Annotated in this window: 21 protein-coding genes; 5 read left to right on the top strand and 16 right to left on the bottom strand. The window is 63.5% G+C overall.

Features of this window, described 5'->3' with window-relative positions; all coding sequences use genetic code 11:
• Positions 1–69: 69 nt before the first annotated feature.
• A complete protein-coding gene (locus tag JQ631_RS07790; protein WP_212325220.1) occupies positions 70–894 on the bottom strand; it encodes an N-acyl homoserine lactonase family protein in 825 nt (274 codons plus the stop codon).
• Between the two features lie 241 nt (positions 895–1135).
• Between JQ631_RS07790 and JQ631_RS07785 the strand changes: the two genes are divergently transcribed.
• The 3 genes from JQ631_RS07785 to JQ631_RS07775 all read left to right on the top strand — a co-directional run bounded on the left by JQ631_RS07785 (position 1136) and on the right by JQ631_RS07775 (position 3857).
• Positions 1136–1954 (top strand): chromate resistance protein ChrB domain-containing protein, encoded by an 819-nt coding sequence (locus JQ631_RS07785; protein WP_212325219.1) that lies wholly within the window; start codon positions 1136–1138, stop codon positions 1952–1954.
• The gene (gene chrA / locus JQ631_RS07780; protein ID WP_212325218.1) at positions 1954–3339 is read left to right on the top strand and encodes a chromate efflux transporter; all 1386 of its coding nucleotides are present in this window, start codon (positions 1954–1956) and stop codon (positions 3337–3339) included. Before JQ631_RS07785 ends, chrA begins: the two co-directional genes overlap by 1 nt.
• A 77-nt stretch (positions 3340–3416) precedes the next feature.
• Positions 3417–3857, top strand: a complete 441-nt coding sequence (locus JQ631_RS07775; RefSeq protein WP_349644962.1) for a DUF3551 domain-containing protein — start codon at positions 3417–3419, stop codon at positions 3855–3857.
• A gap of 73 nt (positions 3858–3930) precedes the next feature.
• Here JQ631_RS07775 and JQ631_RS07770 read toward each other — a convergent pair whose 3' ends face one another.
• The 12 genes from JQ631_RS07770 to rpoZ form a co-directional block, all read right to left on the bottom strand.
• Entirely contained in the window at positions 3931–5475 is a 1545-nt protein-coding gene (locus JQ631_RS07770) for a GMC family oxidoreductase (RefSeq protein WP_212325216.1), read from the bottom strand.
• Positions 5476–5626: 151 nt separating this feature from the next.
• A complete protein-coding gene (gene parC / locus JQ631_RS07765) occupies positions 5627–7885 on the bottom strand; it encodes a DNA topoisomerase IV subunit A (RefSeq protein ID WP_212325215.1) in 2259 nt (752 codons plus the stop codon).
• Between the two features lie 60 nt (positions 7886–7945).
• Complete coding sequence (locus tag JQ631_RS07760) at positions 7946–8224, bottom strand: hypothetical protein (RefSeq protein WP_212325214.1); 279 nt, start codon at positions 8222–8224, stop codon at positions 7946–7948.
• 105 nt (positions 8225–8329) lie between these two features.
• The gene (gene recO / locus JQ631_RS07755) at positions 8330–9082 is read right to left on the bottom strand and encodes a DNA repair protein RecO (protein ID WP_212325212.1); all 753 of its coding nucleotides are present in this window, start codon (positions 9080–9082) and stop codon (positions 8330–8332) included.
• Positions 9083–9154: 72 nt separating this feature from the next.
• Complete coding sequence (locus JQ631_RS07750) at positions 9155–9535, bottom strand: hypothetical protein (protein ID WP_212325210.1); 381 nt, start codon at positions 9533–9535, stop codon at positions 9155–9157.
• A gap of 21 nt (positions 9536–9556) precedes the next feature.
• On the bottom strand, positions 9557–10483 hold the full coding sequence (era, locus tag JQ631_RS07745; RefSeq protein WP_212325208.1) for a GTPase Era: 927 nt from the start codon (positions 10481–10483) through the stop codon (positions 9557–9559).
• The gene (gene rnc / locus JQ631_RS07740; protein WP_212325206.1) at positions 10473–11378 is read right to left on the bottom strand and encodes a ribonuclease III; all 906 of its coding nucleotides are present in this window, start codon (positions 11376–11378) and stop codon (positions 10473–10475) included. The genes era and rnc overlap by 11 nt, the downstream gene beginning before the upstream one ends.
• Positions 11375–12139, bottom strand: coding sequence for a signal peptidase I (gene lepB, locus JQ631_RS07735; RefSeq protein ID WP_212325204.1), 765 nt, complete (start codon positions 12137–12139; stop codon positions 11375–11377). Before lepB ends, rnc begins: the two co-directional genes overlap by 4 nt.
• A gap of 249 nt (positions 12140–12388) precedes the next feature.
• A complete protein-coding gene (gene acpS, locus JQ631_RS07730) occupies positions 12389–12808 on the bottom strand; it encodes a holo-ACP synthase (RefSeq protein WP_212325203.1) in 420 nt (139 codons plus the stop codon).
• A complete protein-coding gene (locus tag JQ631_RS07725) occupies positions 12805–13557 on the bottom strand; it encodes a pyridoxine 5'-phosphate synthase (RefSeq protein WP_212325202.1) in 753 nt (250 codons plus the stop codon). Before JQ631_RS07725 ends, acpS begins: the two co-directional genes overlap by 4 nt.
• A 45-nt stretch (positions 13558–13602) precedes the next feature.
• On the bottom strand, positions 13603–15888 hold the full coding sequence (locus tag JQ631_RS07720; protein ID WP_212325201.1) for a RelA/SpoT family protein: 2286 nt from the start codon (positions 15886–15888) through the stop codon (positions 13603–13605).
• Positions 15889–16097: 209 nt separating this feature from the next.
• Complete coding sequence (rpoZ, locus tag JQ631_RS07715) at positions 16098–16490, bottom strand: DNA-directed RNA polymerase subunit omega (protein ID WP_008133017.1); 393 nt, start codon at positions 16488–16490, stop codon at positions 16098–16100.
• Positions 16491–16819: 329 nt separating this feature from the next.
• Between rpoZ and JQ631_RS07710 the strand changes: the two genes are divergently transcribed.
• Positions 16820–17464, top strand: a complete 645-nt coding sequence (locus JQ631_RS07710; protein WP_148773836.1) for a LabA-like NYN domain-containing protein — start codon at positions 16820–16822, stop codon at positions 17462–17464.
• Positions 17445–18119, top strand: a complete 675-nt coding sequence (locus tag JQ631_RS07705; RefSeq protein WP_212325200.1) for a uracil-DNA glycosylase — start codon at positions 17445–17447, stop codon at positions 18117–18119. Before JQ631_RS07710 ends, JQ631_RS07705 begins: the two co-directional genes overlap by 20 nt.
• Here the strand turns inward: JQ631_RS07705 and JQ631_RS07700 are convergent.
• From JQ631_RS07700 to mscL, 3 genes are read right to left on the bottom strand one after another with little or no spacing between them, the layout of a single operon-like run.
• Entirely contained in the window at positions 18116–18715 is a 600-nt protein-coding gene (locus JQ631_RS07700; protein WP_212325199.1) for a peroxiredoxin, read from the bottom strand. The genes JQ631_RS07705 and JQ631_RS07700 overlap by 4 nt on opposite strands.
• A gap of 4 nt (positions 18716–18719) precedes the next feature.
• On the bottom strand, positions 18720–19193 hold the full coding sequence (gene smpB / locus JQ631_RS07695) for an SsrA-binding protein SmpB (protein WP_027530006.1): 474 nt from the start codon (positions 19191–19193) through the stop codon (positions 18720–18722).
• Positions 19194–19252: 59 nt separating this feature from the next.
• Complete coding sequence (gene mscL, locus JQ631_RS07690; RefSeq protein ID WP_212325197.1) at positions 19253–19666, bottom strand: large conductance mechanosensitive channel protein MscL; 414 nt, start codon at positions 19664–19666, stop codon at positions 19253–19255.
• Positions 19667–19691 lie beyond the last annotated feature (25 nt).

The raw sequence follows: 19691 nt of genomic DNA, 5'->3' as shown, positions 1-19691 counted from the left end.
TCGCCCACAAGCGCAGCATGACCGACAATCATAGCCCGCCCCGCACGGTGCCGAAGAGCTGACTCAGCCTCAGTCGTAAAACTCCGGCGACATCTTCTGGCCGTCGCGTTGCGCCTTGTCGTGGTTGATCCAGAGCTGCGCCTTCTCCTTGTCGAGCGTGTCGGCGATCTTCTGAAGCGAGGCCGCGCTCTGCTCCTTGTTGGCGTTCATGCTGGGCACACGTCGGTTGTCCCAATTGTCCTTGAAGTGGACGGCATCACCTGAGAGCACGACCGCCCCGGTCTTCGGCAATTTCACCAGCAGCGACTGATGTCCTGGCGTATGGCCGGGCGTCGACAGGATGGTGATGCTGCCGTCTCCGAACACATCCTTGTCGCCGGCAAGAAGCTCGACCGGATGCGAGGGCTTGAAGCGCGGCGCATTATTGGCAGCGGGCCAGTCGTACTCGGCCTTCTGCACGTAGAGCGTCGCCTGCGGGAACATCTCGACATTGCCGATATGGTCGGGATGCGTATGCGAGACGGCCATCGCCTTGACGTCGGCGGGCTTCACGCCGATCTGCTCGAGCTGCGCCGCAAGCGTTTTCGGACGCCGCCAGGTGACGGCCTTGGGATCGGCCGGCGCGAGCCCGTTCGGCATTGACGCGACGGCGTCGGGAATGCCGGTGTCCCACAAGAACCAGCCCTGGCTGTGCTTGATGAGATAGCAGGTGTCGACGAAGTCCATCGACTTGCCTTCGTTCACCCCGGGCGACCAGCGCGAGATATCGCCGGCAACGCCCTCTCCGCAATTGAGGATGTAGAGTTTTTCGACGCCCGGCTTTTGCGCGAACGCGGCCTGGGCAGACAGCACGAGCGCGGCGATGGCGAGAGCGAGCGTGAACTTGCGTGTCATCCTTGGTCCCTCCTGGAAGAGCCTTCTTGCAGCGACTGAGGATCAACCCCAGTCCGGCCGTGGAATTCCGCTTTCCCTCACTATAGGCGCAACAGCATACCTTGCTAACGCACATCGCCCATGAAACCGACGATTGACAGGCCGGCGCGGTTTCGCTGTAATGAGCGCATGGGGATTGAGCGATCTCCCCACGAGGCGACATGCCCAAGTATCGCGTCCCCCGATCTTTCGAGGACGCATCATGTCAAGTTTCACGACCATATCATCCGATAAATTGGCGCGCCTGATCGGCACGGCCAACGCCCCTGTTCTGATCGACGTTCGCAGCGAGGAGGATTTTGCCGCAGACCGGCGGCTGATCCCGGGCTCCATCAAGCTCAGCCATGAGACCGTGGCGGAATGGGGCGGCGAGTTCGCCGGCCGCTCCACCATCGTCTCGTGCCTGCGCGGCGCCAAGCTCGCGCAGGGCACAGCCGCATGGCTGAGACAGCTCGGCGCTGACGCAGAAACGCTGGAAGACGGTTTCGAAGGCTGGAAGGCGGCCAAGCTGCCGCTGCTCGACGCCCGCAAGCTCCCGCCGCGCGACGCCAAGGGGCGCACGGTCTGGGTGACGCGGGCCCGGCCGAAGGTCGACCGCATCGCCTGCCCCTGGCTGATCCGCCGTTTCGTCGATCCCAATGCGGTGTTCCTTTATGTGGCGCCCTCCGAGGTGGTCGCGGTGGGCGAGCGCTTCCACGCCGCTCCCTTCGACATCGAGGACGTGTTCTGGAGTCACCGCGGCGGGCTCTGCACCTTCGACGTGATGATCGAGGAGTTCGGCATCGCCACGCCGGCGCTGCTGCGGCTGGCCACGCTGGTGCGCGGCGCCGACACGGCGCGGCCTGATCTGGCACCGGAAGCGCCCGGCCTCCTGGCAGCCTCACTCGGGTTGTCGCGGATGTACGACGACGACCTCGAACAACTCGAGGCCGGCATGCTCCTTTACGACGCCTTCTATCGATGGTGCCGCGACGCTACGGGCGAGACTCACAACTGGCCGACCAACAAGGTCAAGGCGTGATGGATATCCGTAACGCCCAAGCAGGGGCTGATGCCGGTCACGGCATCAGCCTCAGCGAAGCTTTTCGCGTCTGGCTCCGCGTCGCCTGCCTCAGCTTCGGCGGGCCCGCGGGCCAGATCGCGGTGATGCATCGCATCCTGGTCGAGGAAAAGAACTGGATCTCCGAAGGCCGCTTTCTGCATGCGCTGAACTACTGCATGCTGCTGCCGGGACCAGAGGCGCAGCAGCTTGCCACCTATGTCGGCTGGCTGATGCATCGCACCAAGGGCGGGCTGATGGCGGGCGGGCTGTTCATCCTGCCCGGCATCATCGCTATCATGGGCCTGAGCTACATCTATGCGGCCTACGGCAATGTCAGCTTCGTCGAGGCGCTGTTCTTCGGCCTGAAGGCCGCGGTACTCGCCATCGTCATCGAGGCCGTCTTCCGCGTCGGCAAGCGCGCGCTGAAGAACCGCATCATGATCGCGCTCGCGGCCGCGGCCTTCGTCGCGATCTTCTTCTTCGCCGTCCCGTTCCCCGTGATCATCATCGCTGCAGGCATCATCGGCTATGTCGGCGCGCGCGCCGGCCGTCCGGAGTTCGCGCCCGCCGCGCATGGCCACGGCAGCAACAGCGCCCTGATCGACAGCATGCTCGGCGAGGCCGTGCCGGAGCATGTTCGCCCCGACACCGGGCGCGCGATCCGCACCGCCGCGCTGTGGCTTTCGCTCTGGCTGGTGCCGGTGATCGTGTTGCTGTTGGTCCTCGGCCAGGCCAGCGTGTTCAGCCAGATCGCGCTGTTCTTCACAAAAATGGCAATGGTCACGTTCGGTGGCGCCTATGCGGTGCTGGCCTACGTGGCCCAGCAGGCGGTCGAGCATTATCACTGGCTGAAGCCGCACGAGATGCTCGACGGCCTCGGCATGGCCGAGACCACGCCGGGTCCACTGATCATGGTGCTTCAGTTCGTGGGCTTCATGGCCGCCTACCGCGACGCCAGCGGCCTTTCGCCCATGCTGGCGGCAATTCTCGGCGGCTTGCTCGCGACCTGGGTCACGTTCACGCCCTGCTTCCTCTGGATCTTCGTCGGCGGTCCCTATATCGAGCGACTGCGCGGCAACACGGGGCTGGCCGGCGCACTCAGCGCGATCACCGCCGCCGTCGTCGGTGTGATCCTCAACCTCTCGATCTGGTTCGCACTGCACACGTTGTTCCGCGAAACCGTGCCGGTGCACGCCTTCGCGCTCGATTTCGACAGGCCTGTGCTGACGAGCGTCGATGTTCCCGCGCTCCTGTTGTCGATCGCCGCCGCAGCAGCGATCTTCCGCTTCAAGCTGGGTATGCTGACGGTGCTCGCCTGCAGTTGCGCGGCAGGCGTGGCGTTGCGGATGGCGGGGGTGATTTGAGGGCGTGCACTCACAGATTCGTCGTGTGCAAGTTGCCATCGCGGATCTCCGAGCATTGACTTGGATCAATACTGGCGATGGTCGGAGTGTCACCGGTGCGTTGGGCCAACTTGGAGGAATCTCCAATGCGCAAATGGGCTTTGACGATTCTAGCAGTCAGTATCGCCTTGGCAGCGGGGCACGCCCGAGCTCAACGATATGATCCGGCTTTTCCCGTTTGCTTGCACGTCGTCTCTTTCGGAACCAGCCCCTACTATAGGTGCAGCTTCACGACGATGGACCAATGCAGGGCGTCGGCCAACGGTCAGATGTGCATCCTCAACCCATATTACGCCGGTGCCACGGCCAGAGGGACCCATCGGCGTCATTCTCGCCAAACATACACCTCACCTAAGCCGCCGATCCACTATCGGGCTGCGCCGTACAATCAATACAATGAACCTTACTATGGAGCTTCGCAGGGTTACGCACCGGGCGAGAAGGAGCGGTTTCTCCAAAGTACAAGACAATACATGTGACGGATGATGGGCCGATCGAGCTGAGATGGCCTCGCCACTTGCTCGCAATGACGCGGAGGTGGCCGCGGCAGAATTACCGCATCATCATTCGCGCGATCGCCTCGCCAATCACCACCGTCGTGAAGTGCGTGTTGGCGCGGCAATCGGATGGCATGATCGAAGCGTCGGCGACGCGCAGGCCCGAGATGCCCTTCACGGTGCCGTCAGGATTGACCACACCGTCGGGATCGTTGACGCCGCTCATGCGGCAACTGCCGGCGGCGTGCTGGATGTCGCCGGTCTCACGCCGCAGCAGCGCATCGAGCTCGTGATCGGGCAGCGCGGCGGCCTGCGGCAATGTCAGATCGGTGTCGGTCAGCCTGATCCAATCCGCGATGCCGGCGAGTGCCGGCTGCGAGGTGATCACGGCGAGGCGCTTCACCGCGTCCATCATCCGCAACATGTCGCGGGGATCGGCCAGCATGTTCTCCTCGACGATGGGATCGATCGATGGGTCGGGGGAAGCCAGCTTGAGGGTGCCGCGCGAATAGGCGTTGAACAGACCGGCGCCGATCGCCCCGGGCACGCCGATGCCGCGGTGATTGAACGCGATCAGGATCATGTCGCGCTTGCCGCCATTGGCGAGGCCGGAGGAATAGGTCACACAGCAATTGGTGTGGCGGGTGTCCCGATCGGTCGGCCTCAGGTTTTCGTGGAGCTGGATCGTGGCGCGAAACAACGGGTGATCGAAGAAGTGACGGCCGACTGGCAGATCGCGCTCGACCGCAATCCCCATCGCCTTCAACTCGTCGGCCGGCCCGATGCCCGAGCGCAGCAGGATCGCCGGACTGTGGATCGCGCCGGCACACAGCACGATCTGCCGCGCACTGATCTCGCTGGTGCCTTGCCCCTCAATGTGAACGCGCAACCCGGTCGCCCGGCCGTCGCTGATCAGCACACGGTCGACCAGCGCACGCCCACGAATTTCCAGACTGGCACGGCCACGTGCCGGCTCCAGATAACCCTCATTGGTCGTAATGCGGCGGCTGTCGCGGCTGTTGATGGGATAGCACGCAACGCCTTCGCCGTCCGGACCATTGAGATCGGCGCACCAGGGATAGCCACTCGCCAGCGCCGCATCGCGCAAGCCGCGATCGATCGGGCCCCACTTGTCCGGCGGCGCGCGATAGACCGGCAGCGGTCCGCCGTGTCCATGTCCCTCGGTATCACCAAATTCAAGATCGTCCTCGATCACCGAGAAGAGCGGCATCACCTCCCTGGCGGACCAGCCGGTGCAGCCCTTGGCGGCCCAATCGTCGAAGGCATCGGCGACGCCTCGGATCGCGATCTGGCCGTTCATCATCGAGGAGCCGCCGAGCCCCTTGCCGCGCCAGTAGAAGCGCGGCTCCTGCCCCGCCACCCGGCGCGTCAAGAGATCGGGCCACTGCCACTTCTCCTGATATTCGCGCTTGTGGATGATCGGGATCGGATTCGGCGTCCTGACTTCCCAGGGCGCTTCGTCAGCGCGCCAGTCGAGGCCTGCCTCTAACAGCAGGACACGGCGCCTGTGATCCTCGGAAAGCCGGGCCGCAACAGCAGCGCCGGCTGAGCCGCCGCCGACAACAATGACATCGTACATCGCGTTACGTCTCGACATTCCAGAGGATGGCGGACGGTATCAGACCGAGCAGTGAAGTGGAATGCGAATTGGAGGATCGGCGCTCTGACAGCTCGCAATGACGATGTGGAGGCCGCATGGGCTCCACATTGTCACTTGCAACGAGACCGCCCTATCCGATCACCTTGCCGAACTTGTTCGACTTCGGGAAGCCCTTCGGCGGCAGGCGGCCGGCATCGCCGCGATTGCCTTGCCACTCGGCGAGTTCCTTCATGGTCGCGGAAAATTCGCGGCCAGCGGAGTCCTTCCATGTCAGGCCAGCCTTCGCCTCAAAGACGACCGCGTCAGACAGGTCGCCGTCCTTGTACTTCTGCAACCGCGTACCGCGGCCGCGCGCCATCTCGGATACCTGCTCGAGCGGGAAGATCAGCATCTTGCGGTTCTCGCCGATGACCGCCACGGTGTCGCCGGTCACTTCGGTGACCACGCGCGCCTCGCTCGGCATGTCGACGTTGAGGACCTGCTTGCCCTTCTTGGTGGTGCCGACGCAGTCGTCCTCGTTGACGACGAAACCCTGGCCTTCACTGCTCGCAACCAGGAATTTGCGACCGCCCTTGTTGACGAACAGCGTGACGGGAGCAGCCTCCGGCTCGAGATCGATGAACTGGCGGATCGGCTCGCCGTGGCCGCGGCCGCCCGGCAGCTTCGCCACATCGATCGAGAAGAACTTTCCATTGGTTGCGAACAGCAGCAGCTTCGACGTCGTCTCCGCGAAAAAGGCGATGCCGAGCTTGTCGTCCTGCTTGAAGGCCAGCCCCGAGAGATCCTCGACATGACCCTTCATGGTGCGGATCCAGCCCTTGTCGGAGACCACCACCGTCACCGGCTCGCGCTCGACGAGGGCTTCCTCCATCGCGGCGAGATCGTGCTCGGGTGCGTCGGCAAAGGTGGTGCGGCGCTTGCCGAGCGGCGTCTTCGGTCCGAACATGTCGCGGACTTTGCCGACCTGCTCGCTAACCTTCTTCCACTGCTCGGGCTCCGAGGCGAGCAGGCCTTCGATACCCTTCAATTCCTTGCGCAGATCCTTGTCCTCGGTTCGGATCTCCATCTCTTCCAGCTTGCGCAAGTTGCGCAAGCGCATGTTGAGAATGGATTCCGCCTGCACCTCAGTGAGCTTGAACGCCTTGATCAAGGCCGGCTTCGGCTCGTCCTCGGTACGGATGATCCTGATCACCTCGTCGATGTTCAGATAGGCGATCAACAAGCCGCCGAGGATCTCGAGTCTGCGCTCGATCTCGGCCTTGCGGAAGTTGGTCCGTCGGATCAGCACGTCGCGCAGATGGTCGAGCCATTCGCGCAGGCATTCCGCAAGCCCCACCACCTTGGGGATGCGGCCCTTGATCAGCACGTTCAGGTTCAGCGGAATCTTGTTTTCGAGCTCGGTCAGCCGGAACAGCGATTCCATCATCAGAGCGGGATCGACGTTCTTCGACTTCGGCTCGATCACGATGCGGACGTCTTCGGCCGACTCGTCCCTAATGTCGCCGACCAACGGCAACTTCTTCTGGTCCAGCAGTTCGGCGACCTTCTCGATCAGCCGCGACTTCTGCACCAGAAAGGGAATCTCGGTGACGACGACGACCCAGGTGCCGCGCGCACCCTCCTCCTGCGTCCATCTGGCGCGAACGCGGAACGAGCCGCGGCCGGTCGTGTACGCTTCGGCAATCGCCTGCTTGGAATCCACGCAGATGCCGCCGGTCGGAAAATCAGGTCCCTTGACCCACTTCATCAACGCCTTGGATTTGGCGTCGGGCTTCTCGATCAGATGCAGCGCGGCCTCGCAAAGCTCGGCAGCATTATGCGGCGGGATCGAGGTCGCCATACCGACCGCGATGCCCTGCGCGCCGTTGGCGAGCAGGTTCGGGAAGCCGCCGGGCAGCACGACCGGCTCTTTCGACTGGCCATCGTAATTGGCGCGGAACTCGACGCCGTCCTCATCGATGCCGTCGAGCAGAAGCCGCGCGACGTCGGTCATGCGAGCTTCGGTGTAGCGGTAGGCGGCGGGGTTATCGCCGTCGATATTGCCGAAATTGCCCTGGCCGTCGACCAGCGGGTAACGCGAGGAGAAATCCTGCGCGAGGCGCACCATGGCGTCGTAGATCGCCTGGTCGCCATGCGGATGGAACGAACCCATCACGTCGCCGACGATCTTGGCAGATTTCTTGAAAGGCGTGCCGGGGTCGAGCCTGAGCAGGCGCATGCCATAGAGGATGCGCCGGTGCACCGGCTTCAGGCCGTCGCGCGCGTCAGGCAGCGCGCGATGCATGATGGTGGAGAGCGCGTACGCAAGATAGCGCTCTTCCAGGGCCTCACGCAGCGGCACATCGTGAATTTCGGCCGGTTCTTCCGGCGGAACGATTCGTTTTCCCATGCCGCCCGGTTAAACCGTGGGAGAGAATCGGGCAAGGATGGATTGGTTCCCTGTGGGCCTCTACTGCCCTGCCCAGCCTGCCGTCACGGTCGGCTGGACCTTTGCCGGGGGCGTCGCCGGCATATTGGCAACACAGCGGCGTGCCGCCTCGATTTCGGCGTCGGTCGCGCCATGTGACCGAGCCCATGTCTCTGCAGCCGCAGCGGAATATTTCGCCACATAGTACCGGACGACGGTACAGGAGGCCCGGCGAAACACGCCGGGTTGCGGCTCGCCAGCCATTGCATCAGGCGCAAAAGCCAGCAGCGCCGCGGTCAGCGCAAAACCCCTGATCAACATTTGGGCTGTCCCCGTTGTGGAACCAGCCCGGCCAACGCAGACGGCCGGATTTGGTTCCGGGGGAACCTTATTTTTTTCAAGCAACGCTGCAGCGCAGCAACCAGCTCATGGCGCATGGAGCGCCGCTTTGGCCTGCTGCCGGATCAGGGCATTGATGAAGCCCGCGCGCGCGTCGGAATGGGTCTGGCCCCGCGGCTCCAAGACGTGGCGAAGCAGGAACAGGCCGGTGAGCCGGAAGCCGTCCTGGAGATCCTCGTCGGTAAGATCGTCGTGCACCTCGCCCTGGCGCAGGAACGGCGGCAACCGCAGCAGCCGGTCGCGCCACGGCTCGCCCGCGCCGCGCGACACCGCGCCGCCGGATTTTGGCGAAACATAGATCAGGTCCGTGGTCTCCCCCGTCACCGCGCAGTTTTCGAGCGCCAGCCCAAAGCCAAGCTCGGCGAGCATGGCCAGCTCAAAATGGATGAGATGCACTGCGGCACTGCCGATGTCGTCGAAATCGTCGAGCGAATGTTCGAGCAGCGCAAAGATCTCTTCGTGCGGATCGCGCTCCGGCAGCAGCCGCGCAATCGAGGCCAGATGGGTGACGCCATAGACACCGTGGGATGATCCCAGCAGCGTTGCGGCGCGGAGCTTCAACCCCTCGAGGGCGTAGGTGCCGAGATGCTCGTCGAGCCGCGCCCGCCACACCGCGCTGACGCTGTTGCCGGGCTGCAGCAGCGGCCGTAGCCGCGAGCCGGCGCCGCCGCGCACGAGCCCGAGATGCCGGCCGTGCGCCCGCGTCAGGAGCTCGACGATGGCGCTGCTTTCGCCATGCCGCCGCACGCCCAGCACGATACCTTCGTCGGTCCATTCCATGGGATGAAGTGTAGCGGATTCCGCTCTTCATTCGTAGGGCGGATTAGCCGAATGCGTCATGCGCCGACGGCGTCACGCGTTGAACCAGCCCTGCGCGTCGCCGCTGAAGGAGAAATACAGGCCGAAGGCCGTCAGCACGCAGGAGACGATCTCGATGGCGCTGTCCAGCTCAAGGCCTCGCTCGCCAAGAATCTGCGCGAGTGAGATCACGGACAGAACCAGCGCCGCCGCCAGCACCCAGCGCGGCCAGTTCTTGCGCCAATGCGCGGCCAGCCAGACGAAATAGACCAGCAACACGATCATCCCGCCGGCGAGCAGCGTCCCGGTCATGATCATCTGCTCCGTCATCTCGATGGTGGGCGTGCGGTCCTGAACCGCCACCGACAACGCATCCAGCATCAGCGAGGCATAGAGCAGCGCTTCGAAACGCTGGACGTTGCGGGGCACACTCATCGGCGACTGATCTTTTCTTGGCTATTCCTTGGGAAATTCCAGGCCCATCTCGCGGTAGCGATCGGGATCGTCACCCCAGTTCTCGCGCACCTTGACGAACAGGAACAGATGCACCGGCACACCGAGGATTTCGGCGAGCTCTTTGCGCGAGTCTGCCCCGATCGACTTGATGGTTGCGCCACCTGCGCCGAGCACGATCTTGCGCTGGCTCTCGCGCTCCACGAAGATCGTCTGCTCGATCCGCACGGACTTGTCCTTGCGCTCTTCCCACTTGTCGGTCTCGACCGTGGACTGATACGGCAATTCCTGGTGCAGCCTGCGATAGATCTTCTCGCGGGTGATCTCGGCCGCAAGCTGCCGCATCGGCGCATCCGACATCTGGTCTTCGGGATAGAGGAACGGCCCCGGCGGCACGATTTCGGCTAGCGTGTGCCTGAGATCATCGACGCCGTCGCCCGAGATCGCAGCGATCATGAAAGTCTTCGCAAACGGCATGCGCTCGTTCGCCGCCTGCGCCAGGGCCAGCAGCTTTTCGCGCTGGACCAGGTCGACCTTGTTGATCACCAGAATCTTCTCGTGTTTCACGCTGGCGACCTTGGTGAGGATCGCCTCGGCCTCCTCGTCGATGCCGCTCTTGGCATCGAGCAGCACGCAGACGAGGTCGGCGTCATGCGCTCCGCTCCAGGCAGTCGAGACCATGGCACGGTCAAGCCGGCGCTTGGGCAGGAAGATGCCGGGCGTGTCGACCAGAATGATCTGCGCGTTGTTCTCGATCACGATGCCGCGGATCAGGGCACGCGTGGTCTGCACCTTGCGCGACACGATCGTGACCTTGGCCCCGACCAGCGCATTGACCAGCGTGGACTTGCCGACATTCGGCGCGCCGATCAGCGCAACGAAACCGCAGCGCGTCGCAGTGGGCGCCTCGCCGCTTGTTTCAGCCGTCATTGCCGCCGCCAACACCTTCACGTTCGATCATGACTGAGGCCGCCACCTTTTCTGCCGCGCGCTTGCTGCCACCGATGCCTTCGGCCGGCGCCAGTCCCGGCAGGTCCACTGCAACGCGGAACTGCGGATCGTGATGCGGGCCGGTACGCTCGACCTCGCGGTAAACCGGCGTCGGCAGCCCCTTCCCCTGCGCCCATTCCTGCAGCACCGTCTTGGGATCGCGTAACGGACGCCGCGGCTTGTGCATGCGCTCGGTCCAGTTGCTCTTGACGAACTCGTCCGCCGCCGCATGGCCACCGTCGAGGAAGATCGCGCCGATCACGGCTTCGCAGATGTCACCAAGGATGGACTTGCGCAGACGGGCATCAGCGCTGGAGCCAACCGAGCCGAGCTTGATGTCGTCGAGCAGACCGAGCGACTTGGCGACGTCGGCGCAGCTTTCCTTGCGCACGAGTTCAGCAAGCCGCTTGGACAACTCGCCCTCATCGGCATTCGGGAAGGCATGATAGAGCATGTCGGAGACGACAAGCCCGAGCACGTGGTCGCCGAGGAACTCCAGCCGCTGATAGCTGTCGCCGCGCTTGCGCCCCGATTTCAGCGCGGAGACATGCGTAATCGCCTGCATCAAGAGGTTCGGGTCAGCGAAGCTGTGGCCGATACGCGCCTCGAGCGCCGCATTCGCGTCAGCCGCTGCTTTCGCCTTGGCCTTGCTGCTTCGCGTCCGCTTCTTCTTCGCCGGAGACTTCGTTTCAGCAGACTTGGTTTCCGCAGTCCTGGTTTCAGCAGATTTGGCTTCACCCGTCTTGGGCGCAAGCGTCTTGGTTGCAGCTTCGCCCTCAGGAGCGGCTTGCGCCTCGATCGGTTCGGTCGTGATGTCCTTGGCTTCGTCTTTCATCGGACGATTTTAAAGAAGCGATTCCAGCGCACCGCCCACGGCCAGCGCCAGAACATCCAGGCGTGTTCGCCCTCGCCGATCGAGAAGAAGATCATCTGGGCGCGGCCGATCAAATTCTCCTGCGGCACGTAGCCGACCTGACCGAGGAAGCGGCTGTCGGTGGAGTTGTCGCGGTTGTCACCCATCATGAAGAAATGGCCAGGTGGCACGGTGTAGACGTTGGTGTTGTCCATGTAGCCGTTGTCGGCGCAATCGAGCGTCTCGTAGGAGACGCCGTTCGGCAGCGTTTCCTTCCATCGCTTCACGCGCGAGATGCCGCCGCCCTCGGAGCCGCAGGGATCTTCGCCGACATACTCACTCATGCGCTGGCGCTCGACAGGGGTGTCGTTGATGTAGAGCAGACCGTCCTTCATCTGGATGTGATCGCCAGGAAGGCCGATCACGCGCTTGATGTAGTCCGTGGTGTCATCCTTCGGCAGCCGGAACACGACAACATCGCCGCGGTTCGGATCCGAGCCCCAGATCCGTCCCGAGAACAGCGGCGGCGAGAACGGGATCGAGTAATGGCTGTAGCCATAGGAATATTTCGAGACGAACAGATAGTCGCCGACCAGCAGCGTCGCCTTCATCGAGCCGGACGGGATGTTGAACGGCTGGAACAGGAAGGTGCGGATCACCAGCGCGATCAGGAGAGCGTGGATCACAACCCGGATCGTTTCACCGACCCCGCTTTCAGTTTTCGTTCCCGAAGTCACGCTCATTGCTCTCTCAATTCCGGCCGGCGATCATAGAACGCCCTCCTCCCACGAACGGCCCACCGGTTCGCGGCCCAAGGAGATTGTCCTGATTCTGATAGTGAGGGCCAATTCCGGCGTAAAGCCGAATTCGCCCAGCCTGATTTGCGTTCGCGGACTTTTAGACGGTTGTCGCAGGCCACGCAATCAAGGATCGCATCAAAAACCAATAAGATATTGATTTTTAATGAGAATTATAAAGCGACCGTCTGGCCCTCAGGGCTTGGCCCGCGGGACGGCGGAAATGATCACGAAGGCCTGCGCCAAGGGCCAGTCGTCGGTGATCGACAGATCGATCTGGGCCTCGTATCCCGCCGGGGTCAGGGCCTGAAGCCGGGACAGCGCGCCCCCTGTCAGACGCATGGACGGCCGGCCCCCGGGCAGGTTGACCACCCCCATGTCGCGCCACCAGACGCCCTGCCGGATGCCGGTCCCGAGCGCCTTGGAGCAGGCCTCCTTGGCGGCAAAGCGCTTGGCGTAGGTCGCCACCACCATCTTCTCGTTCTTGGCGCGCCGCTCCGCCTTGGCCCGCTCGGCCGCGGTGAAGATGCGCTCGAGAAAGCGCTCGCCGTGACGCTCGATCACTTTGCCCACGCGGGTGATGTCGATGAGGTCGGAGCCGATGCCGATGATCATGCCCGGCTCCGGCCACGGTCCATCGCCGCGCGCATCTTGCGCACCGTCTCGGCGAGACCGACGAACAGCGCCTCGCCGATCATGTAATAGCCGATGTTGAGCTCCATGATCTCGGGCAGTGCGGCAATCTTCTCCGCCGTCGCGTAGTCCAGCCCATGGCCGGCATGGACTTCCAGCCCTGCCGCCCTTGCGACCTTCACACCCGCGATTATCCGCTGCCATTCGGCCTCGGCCTTGTCGGCGTGGCCGTCGACTACGGCGTCGCACCAGGCGCCGGTATGGATCTCGATTACGGGCGCGCGCAGCCGCGCCGCCATCTCGATCTGTGCAGGATCCGCGGCAATGAACAGCGAGACGCGGATGCCGGCATCGTTGAGCCGCGCGATGTAGGGCGCGAGGGCATTTTGTTGGCCGACCACGTCGAGCCCGCCTTCGGTCGTCACCTCCTGGCGCCGCTCCGGCACCAGGCACACCGCATGCGGCTTGGTCGCGAGCGAGATGCGCATCATGTCGTCGGTCGCCGCCATCTCGAAATTCAACGGCTTGGAGATCTCGGCCTTCAGGCGCGCCATGTCTTCGTCGCGGATGTGCCGGCGGTCTTCGCGCAAATGCGCGGTGATGCCGTCGGCACCGGCTTCGATCGCAAGCAGCGCGGCACGGACCGGATCGGGATGGCGGCCGCCGCGGGCATTACGGACGGTCGCGACATGGTCGATATTGACGCCGAGGCGGAGCGGAGATGCGGGCATTTCGGGACTCACGGGATCGGAGAGACAGGCAACGACGACAGACGTCTATCCATTAACACGTTCGACTTTGGCGACGACCGCCTTGGCGCGGAGCTGGGCCAGGATCGCGCTCAAATGCTTGAGATCGTAGACTTCGAGATCGATCGTCGTTTCCGTGAAGTCCGGCGAGCGGCGCTGCATGCTGATATTGTCGATATTGCCGTCATGCTCCGCGATCACGGTGGCGATCTGCGCCAGCGCGCCGGGCTCGTTGACGTTCTCGACCTTGATGCGGGCCGGGAAGCGCTGCGGCGCGGAGTCCTCGATGTCCCAGCGGACGTCGAGCCAGCGCTCCGGCTCCTCCTCGAAATCCTTCAGCGCCGGCGACTGGATCGGATAGATCGTGATCCCCTCGCCCGGCGTGACGATGCCGACGATGCGATCGCCCGGCACCGCGCCACCGTTCGGCGCGAATTTCACCGGCAGATCGGAATTGTTGCCGCCGATGGGAATCGCAACCGGGCTGCGCGATGGCTCAAGCACCTTCTCCTTGAGCTTGGCGGCGAGCCCCTTCTTGACGCCGTAGCGCGCGACGCGTTCTTCCTTGTAGTCGGGATACATCGCGCGTGCGACGTGAGACGCCTTGATCTCGCCCCGCCCTACCGCCGCCATGACGTCCTCGATCGAGGTGCGTGCCAGCCGCGGCAGCGCGCCCTTGAGCTTGTCGTCGGCGTATTCGATCTTGGCGCGCTCGAACAGGCGCTCCACGATGCGCCGGCCAAGACCGGCATATTGGTCGCGCACCGCGGTACGCGTGGCGCGACGGATCGCGGCTCGCGCCTTGCCGGTGACGGCGAGCGTTTCCCAGGCCGACGGCGGCGCCGATTGCGCTTCCGAGGTCAGCACCTCGACTTCATCACCGTTCTGAAGCTCCGAGGACAGCGGCGCGAACTGGCCGTTGATCTTGCAACCGACCGCGCTGTTGCCGACGTCGGTATGCACGGCGTAGGCGAAGTCGATCACGTTGGCATGGCGCGGCAGCGCGATCAGCTTGCCCTTCGGGGTAAAGCAGAACACCTGGTCGTGGAACAGCTCGAGCTTGGTGTGCTCGAGGAATTCTTCAGGGTTGGCACTCTCCGAGAGGATGCCGATGGTATGGCGCAGCCAGGCGAACGCGTTCGACTCGCGCTTGAGGAATTCGGTCGGCGAGCCCACGCCTTCCTTGTAGAAGACGTGTGCCGCGATGCCGCGCTCGGCGATCTGGTCCATCGCCTCGGTGCGGATCTGGAGTTCGACGCGCTGATTGCCCGGACCGATCACGGTGGTGTGGATCGAGCGATAGTCGTTCTGCTTCGGCGTCGAGATGTAGTCCTTGAAGCGCCCCGGCACGACCGGCCAGGTGGTGTGGACGATGCCGAGCGCGCGATAGCAGGCTTCGATGTCGTTGACGACGACGCGGAAGCCGAAGATGTCGGACAGCTGTTCGAAGCCGACCGACTTGCGCTCCATCTTGGTCCAGATCGAAAACGGCTTCTTGCGGCGGCCGTAGACCCGCGCGCCCAAGCCGCGGTGGCGCAGATTGTTGGAGAGCTGGTCCTCGATCTCGCCGATCAGATTGCGGTTTCGCTCGGCGAGCGCATCGAGCCGCTGCATCACCACCGAATAGGCCTCGGGATCGAGGGTGCGGAAGGACAGATCCTCCAGCTCCTCGCGCATTTCCTGCATGCCCATGCGCCCGGCCAGCGGCGCGTAGATGTCGAGCGTCTCCTCGGCGATACGCCGGCGCGATTCCGTCGGCACGAAGTCGAGCGTGCGCATGTTGTGCAGACGGTCGGCGAGCTTGACCAGGAGCACGCGGACATCGTCGGCAATCGCCAGCAACAATTTGCGCAGGTTCTCGGCCTGCTTGGCCTCGCGCGAGACCAGTTCGAGCCGCTTCAGCTTGGTCAGGCCCTCGACCAGCGCGCCGATCTCGGGGCCGAACAACTGATCGATCTCGGCGCGAGTCGCTTCCGTATCCTCGATCGTGTCGTGCAGCAGCGCCGCGACGATGGTGGCATCGTCGAGCTTCAGGTCGGTGAGAATCGCCGCCACTTCGAGCGGGTGCGAAAAATACGGATCGCCGGACGCGCGCGTCTGCGAACCGTGCGCCTTCATGGCGTAGACATAGGCGCGATTCAGCAGGTCTTCGTCAGTGTTCGGATTGTAGGACCGGACCCGCTCGACGAGGTCATATTGACGCATCATCCGCGCACGCGGCTTCGCTGGCCGTGCCACCGGCGCAGACGGGGCCACGGCAACCGATTCGGTTGCGGCCTGCATCTGCGTGGGTCTGCGGCGTCGATACACCATGCCGTCCTGCCTTCAAACGGACCATGGAGAGGCCCGTTGCACACATCCTAAGCTCCGTTCGCGGGCGCGGCCGATCAATTCAGTGACAGGCGCGCGGCGCGAACCGGCAACGCTATGGTAACCACGAAAACACCAACAAAAGCAAAGGCCCGAACGCGGGTTCGGGCCTTTGATAAGATCACAAGAAGTCGACGATCGCGAGAAGACGATTACTCGTCCTCCTCGGGCTGCTCTTCCGGCGGCGCGAGGCCCTCGAGGCCCTTCAGGAGCTCCTCTTCGGTCATGCGCTCCACCGCGACTTCGGTATCGTCGGCATCGACGCTGGCGCCGGCGGAACCGATCAGCGGCACGGTGTCCGGCTCGGGCTCGTCCACCTCGACGAACTTCTGGAGGGAGTGCACCAGCTCCTCGCGGAGGTCCTCCGGCGAGATCGTCGTGTCGGCGATTTCGCGCAACGATACAACAGGGTTCTTGTCGTTATCACGGTCAACCGTTAGTTGTGAACCAGACGAAATCATGCGGGCACGGTGGGCCGCCAGCAGGACCAGGTCAAACCGGTTGTCGACCTTGTCGATACAATCTTCTACGGTGACGCGAGCCATGAACTGTCGCTCCGTTGTGGGTGGGACGAAATATGTGGATGATTGGGGCTAGTTATAGGGAGCCGGGCGATTTCGCAAGGTCAATTTGTGATTTGGCCTCGCCAAACGGCTCTGATACCCCCACATTGGGGCTGGGATGGGTGGTTTCCCGGGCTGCCGTCGAGGGCGGCGCCGGGTGTATGAGAGTCCGCCATAACTATACCTTGATTGCCCCGACTTCTCCGGATTTGCGGTTTCGACGGGTTTCGGCAGCACTCTAGACCTGCGCGGCTTGCTGCTGCCGCGCCAACAAAAAACAAATGATCACGAACACTACGCGAGCAAACTGAATGTCACCTTCCCCTACCAACAAGATCGCGCTCTTCATCGACGGGGCCAATCTTTACGCGACAGCGAAAACTCTCGGCTTCGATATCGATTACAAGCGCCTTCTGAAGGAATTTCAGAGCCGCGGGACGCTGCTGAGGGCGTTCTACTACACAGCGATCATCGAGGATCAGGAATATTCCTCGATCCGTCCGCTGATCGACTGGCTCGACTACAACGGCTACACCGTCGTCACCAAGGCGACCAAGGAATTCATCGACGCCTCCGGCCGACGCAAGGTCAAGGGCAACATGGACATCGAGCTTGCGGTCGATGCCATGGAGCTCGCCGAGCACATCGACCAGATGGTGCTGTTCTCGGGTGACGGTGACTTCCGCTCGCTGGTCGAGGCCGTGCAGCGCCGCGGCGTCCGGGTCACGGTGATCTCCACCATCGCCAGCCAGCCGCCGATGATCGCCGACGAGCTGCGCCGCCAGGCCGACGTCTTCACCGACCTCGTCGAGTTGCAGTCCAAGCTCGGCCGCGACCCGTCCGAGCGTCCCGCCCCGCGTGATCGCGGCGAGCGCGAGGCCCGCCACCACGCCCCGCAGTTCCTCCAGCGCGCGACCACGATGGCGCCGAGGGGCGATGACGACTTCGAGGAGTGAGGCGGCCCGGTCTCGCCGCCAGGCTTCCAAACTCGTCCCCGACCGTGACTGCCCGCTCTGTCCGCGCCTGGTCGCCTTTCGCGAGGCGAACCGCGCGCGCGAGCCATTGTGGCACAACGCACCGGTCGCCCCCTTTGGGGACATCACGGCCCGTCTTCTGATCGTCGGTCTCGCGCCGGGGATGCAGGGTGCCAATCGCACGGGCCGTCCCTTCACCGGCGACTATGCCGGTGACCTGCTCTACGCCACGCTGCTGGAATATGGCTTCGCCAAGGGCAGCTATCAGGCGCGGCCCGACGATGGCCTGAAGCTGGTCGATTGCCGGATCGCCAATGCCGTGCATTGCGTTCCGCCGCAGAACAAGCCGCTGCCGGTCGAGATCAATACCTGCCGGCAGTTTCTCGTCGCCAATCTCGAAACGATGCCGAAGCTGCGCGCGATCATCGCGCTCGGACGGATTGCGCACGACAGCGTGCTCAAGCCGCTGAAGCTGAAGGCGTCGCAAGCCCCCTTCGGCCACGGCGCCGTGCACCAGGCCGGCGCGTTCAGGCTCTACGACAGCTATCACTGCTCCCGCTACAACACGAACACCCGCGTGCTGACGCCGGACATGTTCCGCAGCGTGTTCGCGAAAGTGAGAGCCGATCTCGATTAGGGCTTCGATTGGGCCCTGGTTTTGGCGGGATTGGCCTTGAGCCAGTCCAGCACATCGCCGGCGTTCCGGTCGGGCGGGAACACCGGATAGAACACCCGCGTGATCTGGGCGTCATCGACGACCAGCGCGAGGCGCTTGATCAGCGTCAGCCCCGCAACTTCCAAGGTCGGCAAATTCAGGGCGCGCGTGAACGCCAGCTTCTCGTCCGAGAGCACCGGGAACGGCAGATGCAGCCGCGACGCCATCTCGGTCTGGTAAGCGTTGCTCTGGGTCGAAAGGCCGAACACCTGCGCGGCACCGGCGGCTTTCAGTTCGGCGAACAGGTCGCGAAACGCGCATGTTTGCGGTGTACAGCCGCGTGCGCCCGGGATCATGTCCCAATCGTCGACGAGCGCGATCTTGCCAGGCTCGCCGGTGCGCGGATAGGCGAACACCACGGTCCGGCCCGGAAGCGCCGACAGATTGATCGAGGTGTCATCTGTCGCGAGCAGGCTGATCGCAGGCAGCGTCCGGCCGGTCAGGTGTGCGGCGGCGCCATCGTCAGCTGGAGCGGGAATCTGGCTCCAATCAACCTCGAGCAGGTTCTTCTGGGTCATTCCATTATCCCCTCGCCCGCATCAGCCGGCCCTTCTCCCGGCTCCAGTCGCGCTTCTTCTCGGTCTCGCGCTTGTCGTGCAGCTTCTTGCCCTTTGCAACCGCGAGCTGCAGCTTGGCCCGCCCGCGCTCGTTGAAATACAGCTTGAGCGGGATCAGCGTCATGCCCTCGCGGTCGACCGCTCCCATCAGCTTGTTGATCTGACGACGATGCAGCAGCAGCTTTCGTGGCCGCTTGGGCTCGTGGTTGAAGCGGTTGCCCTGGAGATATTCGGGAATGGTGGCGTTGATCAGCCAGATCTCGCCATCCTTGGAATCGGCATAGGATTCCGCAATCGTGCTCTTGCCGTTACGGATCGACTTCACCTCGGTGCCCGTCAGCGCAATCCCCGCCTCGATCGTATCCTCGATCGCATAGTTGAAGCGGGCCTTGCGGTTTTCCGCCATGACCTTGATAGGTCGTTCGTTCTTGTCGGCCATCACAGAAAAACCTGATCGGGATACGCAGCGACGCTAACAGTTTGGATGAAGCGCGCGCGTCACTTCTTGAGGAGATCGCGGATCTCGGTCAGCAGCATGACCTCGGCCGACGGCTTCGGCGGTTCCGCGGGCTTGGTCTCTTCCTTGCGCTTGAACTGGTTCATGGTGCGAATGACCATGAACAGCACGAAAGCGACGATCGCAAAGTTCACGACCAGCGTGAAGAAGCTGCCATAAGCCAGTACTGCACCTTGCTTCTTGGCATCGGCGAGATTGTGCTCCGTGATCTTGCTCGAGAGTCCGATGAAGTAGTTGGAGAAGTCCAGGCCGCCGGTGATTGCGCCGATGATCGGCATGATGATGTCGTTGACCATCGACGTCACGATGGCGCCGAAGGCGGCGCCGATGATGACCGCGACCGCTAGATCGACGACATTCCCCTTCATGGCGAAATCGCGGAATTCCTTCAGCATCGGTGATCCCCCTGAGTTGCCTGTG

Source organism: Bradyrhizobium manausense (genome assembly GCF_018131105.1).
Taxonomy (GTDB): domain Bacteria; phylum Pseudomonadota; class Alphaproteobacteria; order Rhizobiales; family Xanthobacteraceae; genus Bradyrhizobium; species Bradyrhizobium manausense_B.
Note: the sequence above shows the minus strand (reverse complement) of the source record. Positions and strands in the feature narration are given on the sequence as shown.

Bases quoted from the DNA above. Each gene is read 5' to 3' on its own strand.
- JQ631_RS07790 (WP_212325220.1), bottom strand. From the start codon at position 894: ATGACACGCAAGTTCACGCTCGCTCTCGCCATCGCCGCGCTCGTGCTG.
- JQ631_RS07785 (WP_212325219.1), top strand. From the start codon at position 1,136: ATGTCAAGTTTCACGACCATATCATCCGATAAATTGGCGCGCCTGATC.
- chrA (WP_212325218.1), top strand. From the start codon at position 1,954: ATGGATATCCGTAACGCCCAAGCAGGGGCTGATGCCGGTCACGGCATC.
- JQ631_RS07775 (WP_349644962.1), top strand. From the start codon at position 3,417: ATGGTCGGAGTGTCACCGGTGCGTTGGGCCAACTTGGAGGAATCTCCA.
- JQ631_RS07770 (WP_212325216.1), bottom strand. From the start codon at position 5,475: ATGTACGATGTCATTGTTGTCGGCGGCGGCTCAGCCGGCGCTGCTGTT.
- parC (WP_212325215.1), bottom strand. From the start codon at position 7,885: ATGGGAAAACGAATCGTTCCGCCGGAAGAACCGGCCGAAATTCACGAT.
- JQ631_RS07760 (WP_212325214.1), bottom strand. From the start codon at position 8,224: ATGTTGATCAGGGGTTTTGCGCTGACCGCGGCGCTGCTGGCTTTTGCG.
- recO (WP_212325212.1), bottom strand. From the start codon at position 9,082: ATGGAATGGACCGACGAAGGTATCGTGCTGGGCGTGCGGCGGCATGGC.
- JQ631_RS07750 (WP_212325210.1), bottom strand. From the start codon at position 9,535: ATGAGTGTGCCCCGCAACGTCCAGCGTTTCGAAGCGCTGCTCTATGCC.
- era (WP_212325208.1), bottom strand. From the start codon at position 10,483: ATGACGGCTGAAACAAGCGGCGAGGCGCCCACTGCGACGCGCTGCGGT.
- rnc (WP_212325206.1), bottom strand. From the start codon at position 11,378: ATGAAAGACGAAGCCAAGGACATCACGACCGAACCGATCGAGGCGCAA.
- lepB (WP_212325204.1), bottom strand. From the start codon at position 12,139: ATGAGCGTGACTTCGGGAACGAAAACTGAAAGCGGGGTCGGTGAAACG.
- acpS (WP_212325203.1), bottom strand. From the start codon at position 12,808: ATGATCATCGGCATCGGCTCCGACCTCATCGACATCACCCGCGTGGGC.
- JQ631_RS07725 (WP_212325202.1), bottom strand. From the start codon at position 13,557: ATGCCCGCATCTCCGCTCCGCCTCGGCGTCAATATCGACCATGTCGCG.
- JQ631_RS07720 (WP_212325201.1), bottom strand. From the start codon at position 15,888: ATGGTGTATCGACGCCGCAGACCCACGCAGATGCAGGCCGCAACCGAA.
- rpoZ (WP_008133017.1), bottom strand. From the start codon at position 16,490: ATGGCTCGCGTCACCGTAGAAGATTGTATCGACAAGGTCGACAACCGG.
- JQ631_RS07710 (WP_148773836.1), top strand. From the start codon at position 16,820: ATGTCACCTTCCCCTACCAACAAGATCGCGCTCTTCATCGACGGGGCC.
- JQ631_RS07705 (WP_212325200.1), top strand. From the start codon at position 17,445: ATGACGACTTCGAGGAGTGAGGCGGCCCGGTCTCGCCGCCAGGCTTCC.
- JQ631_RS07700 (WP_212325199.1), bottom strand. From the start codon at position 18,715: ATGACCCAGAAGAACCTGCTCGAGGTTGATTGGAGCCAGATTCCCGCT.
- smpB (WP_027530006.1), bottom strand. From the start codon at position 19,193: ATGGCCGACAAGAACGAACGACCTATCAAGGTCATGGCGGAAAACCGC.
- mscL (WP_212325197.1), bottom strand. From the start codon at position 19,666: ATGCTGAAGGAATTCCGCGATTTCGCCATGAAGGGGAATGTCGTCGAT.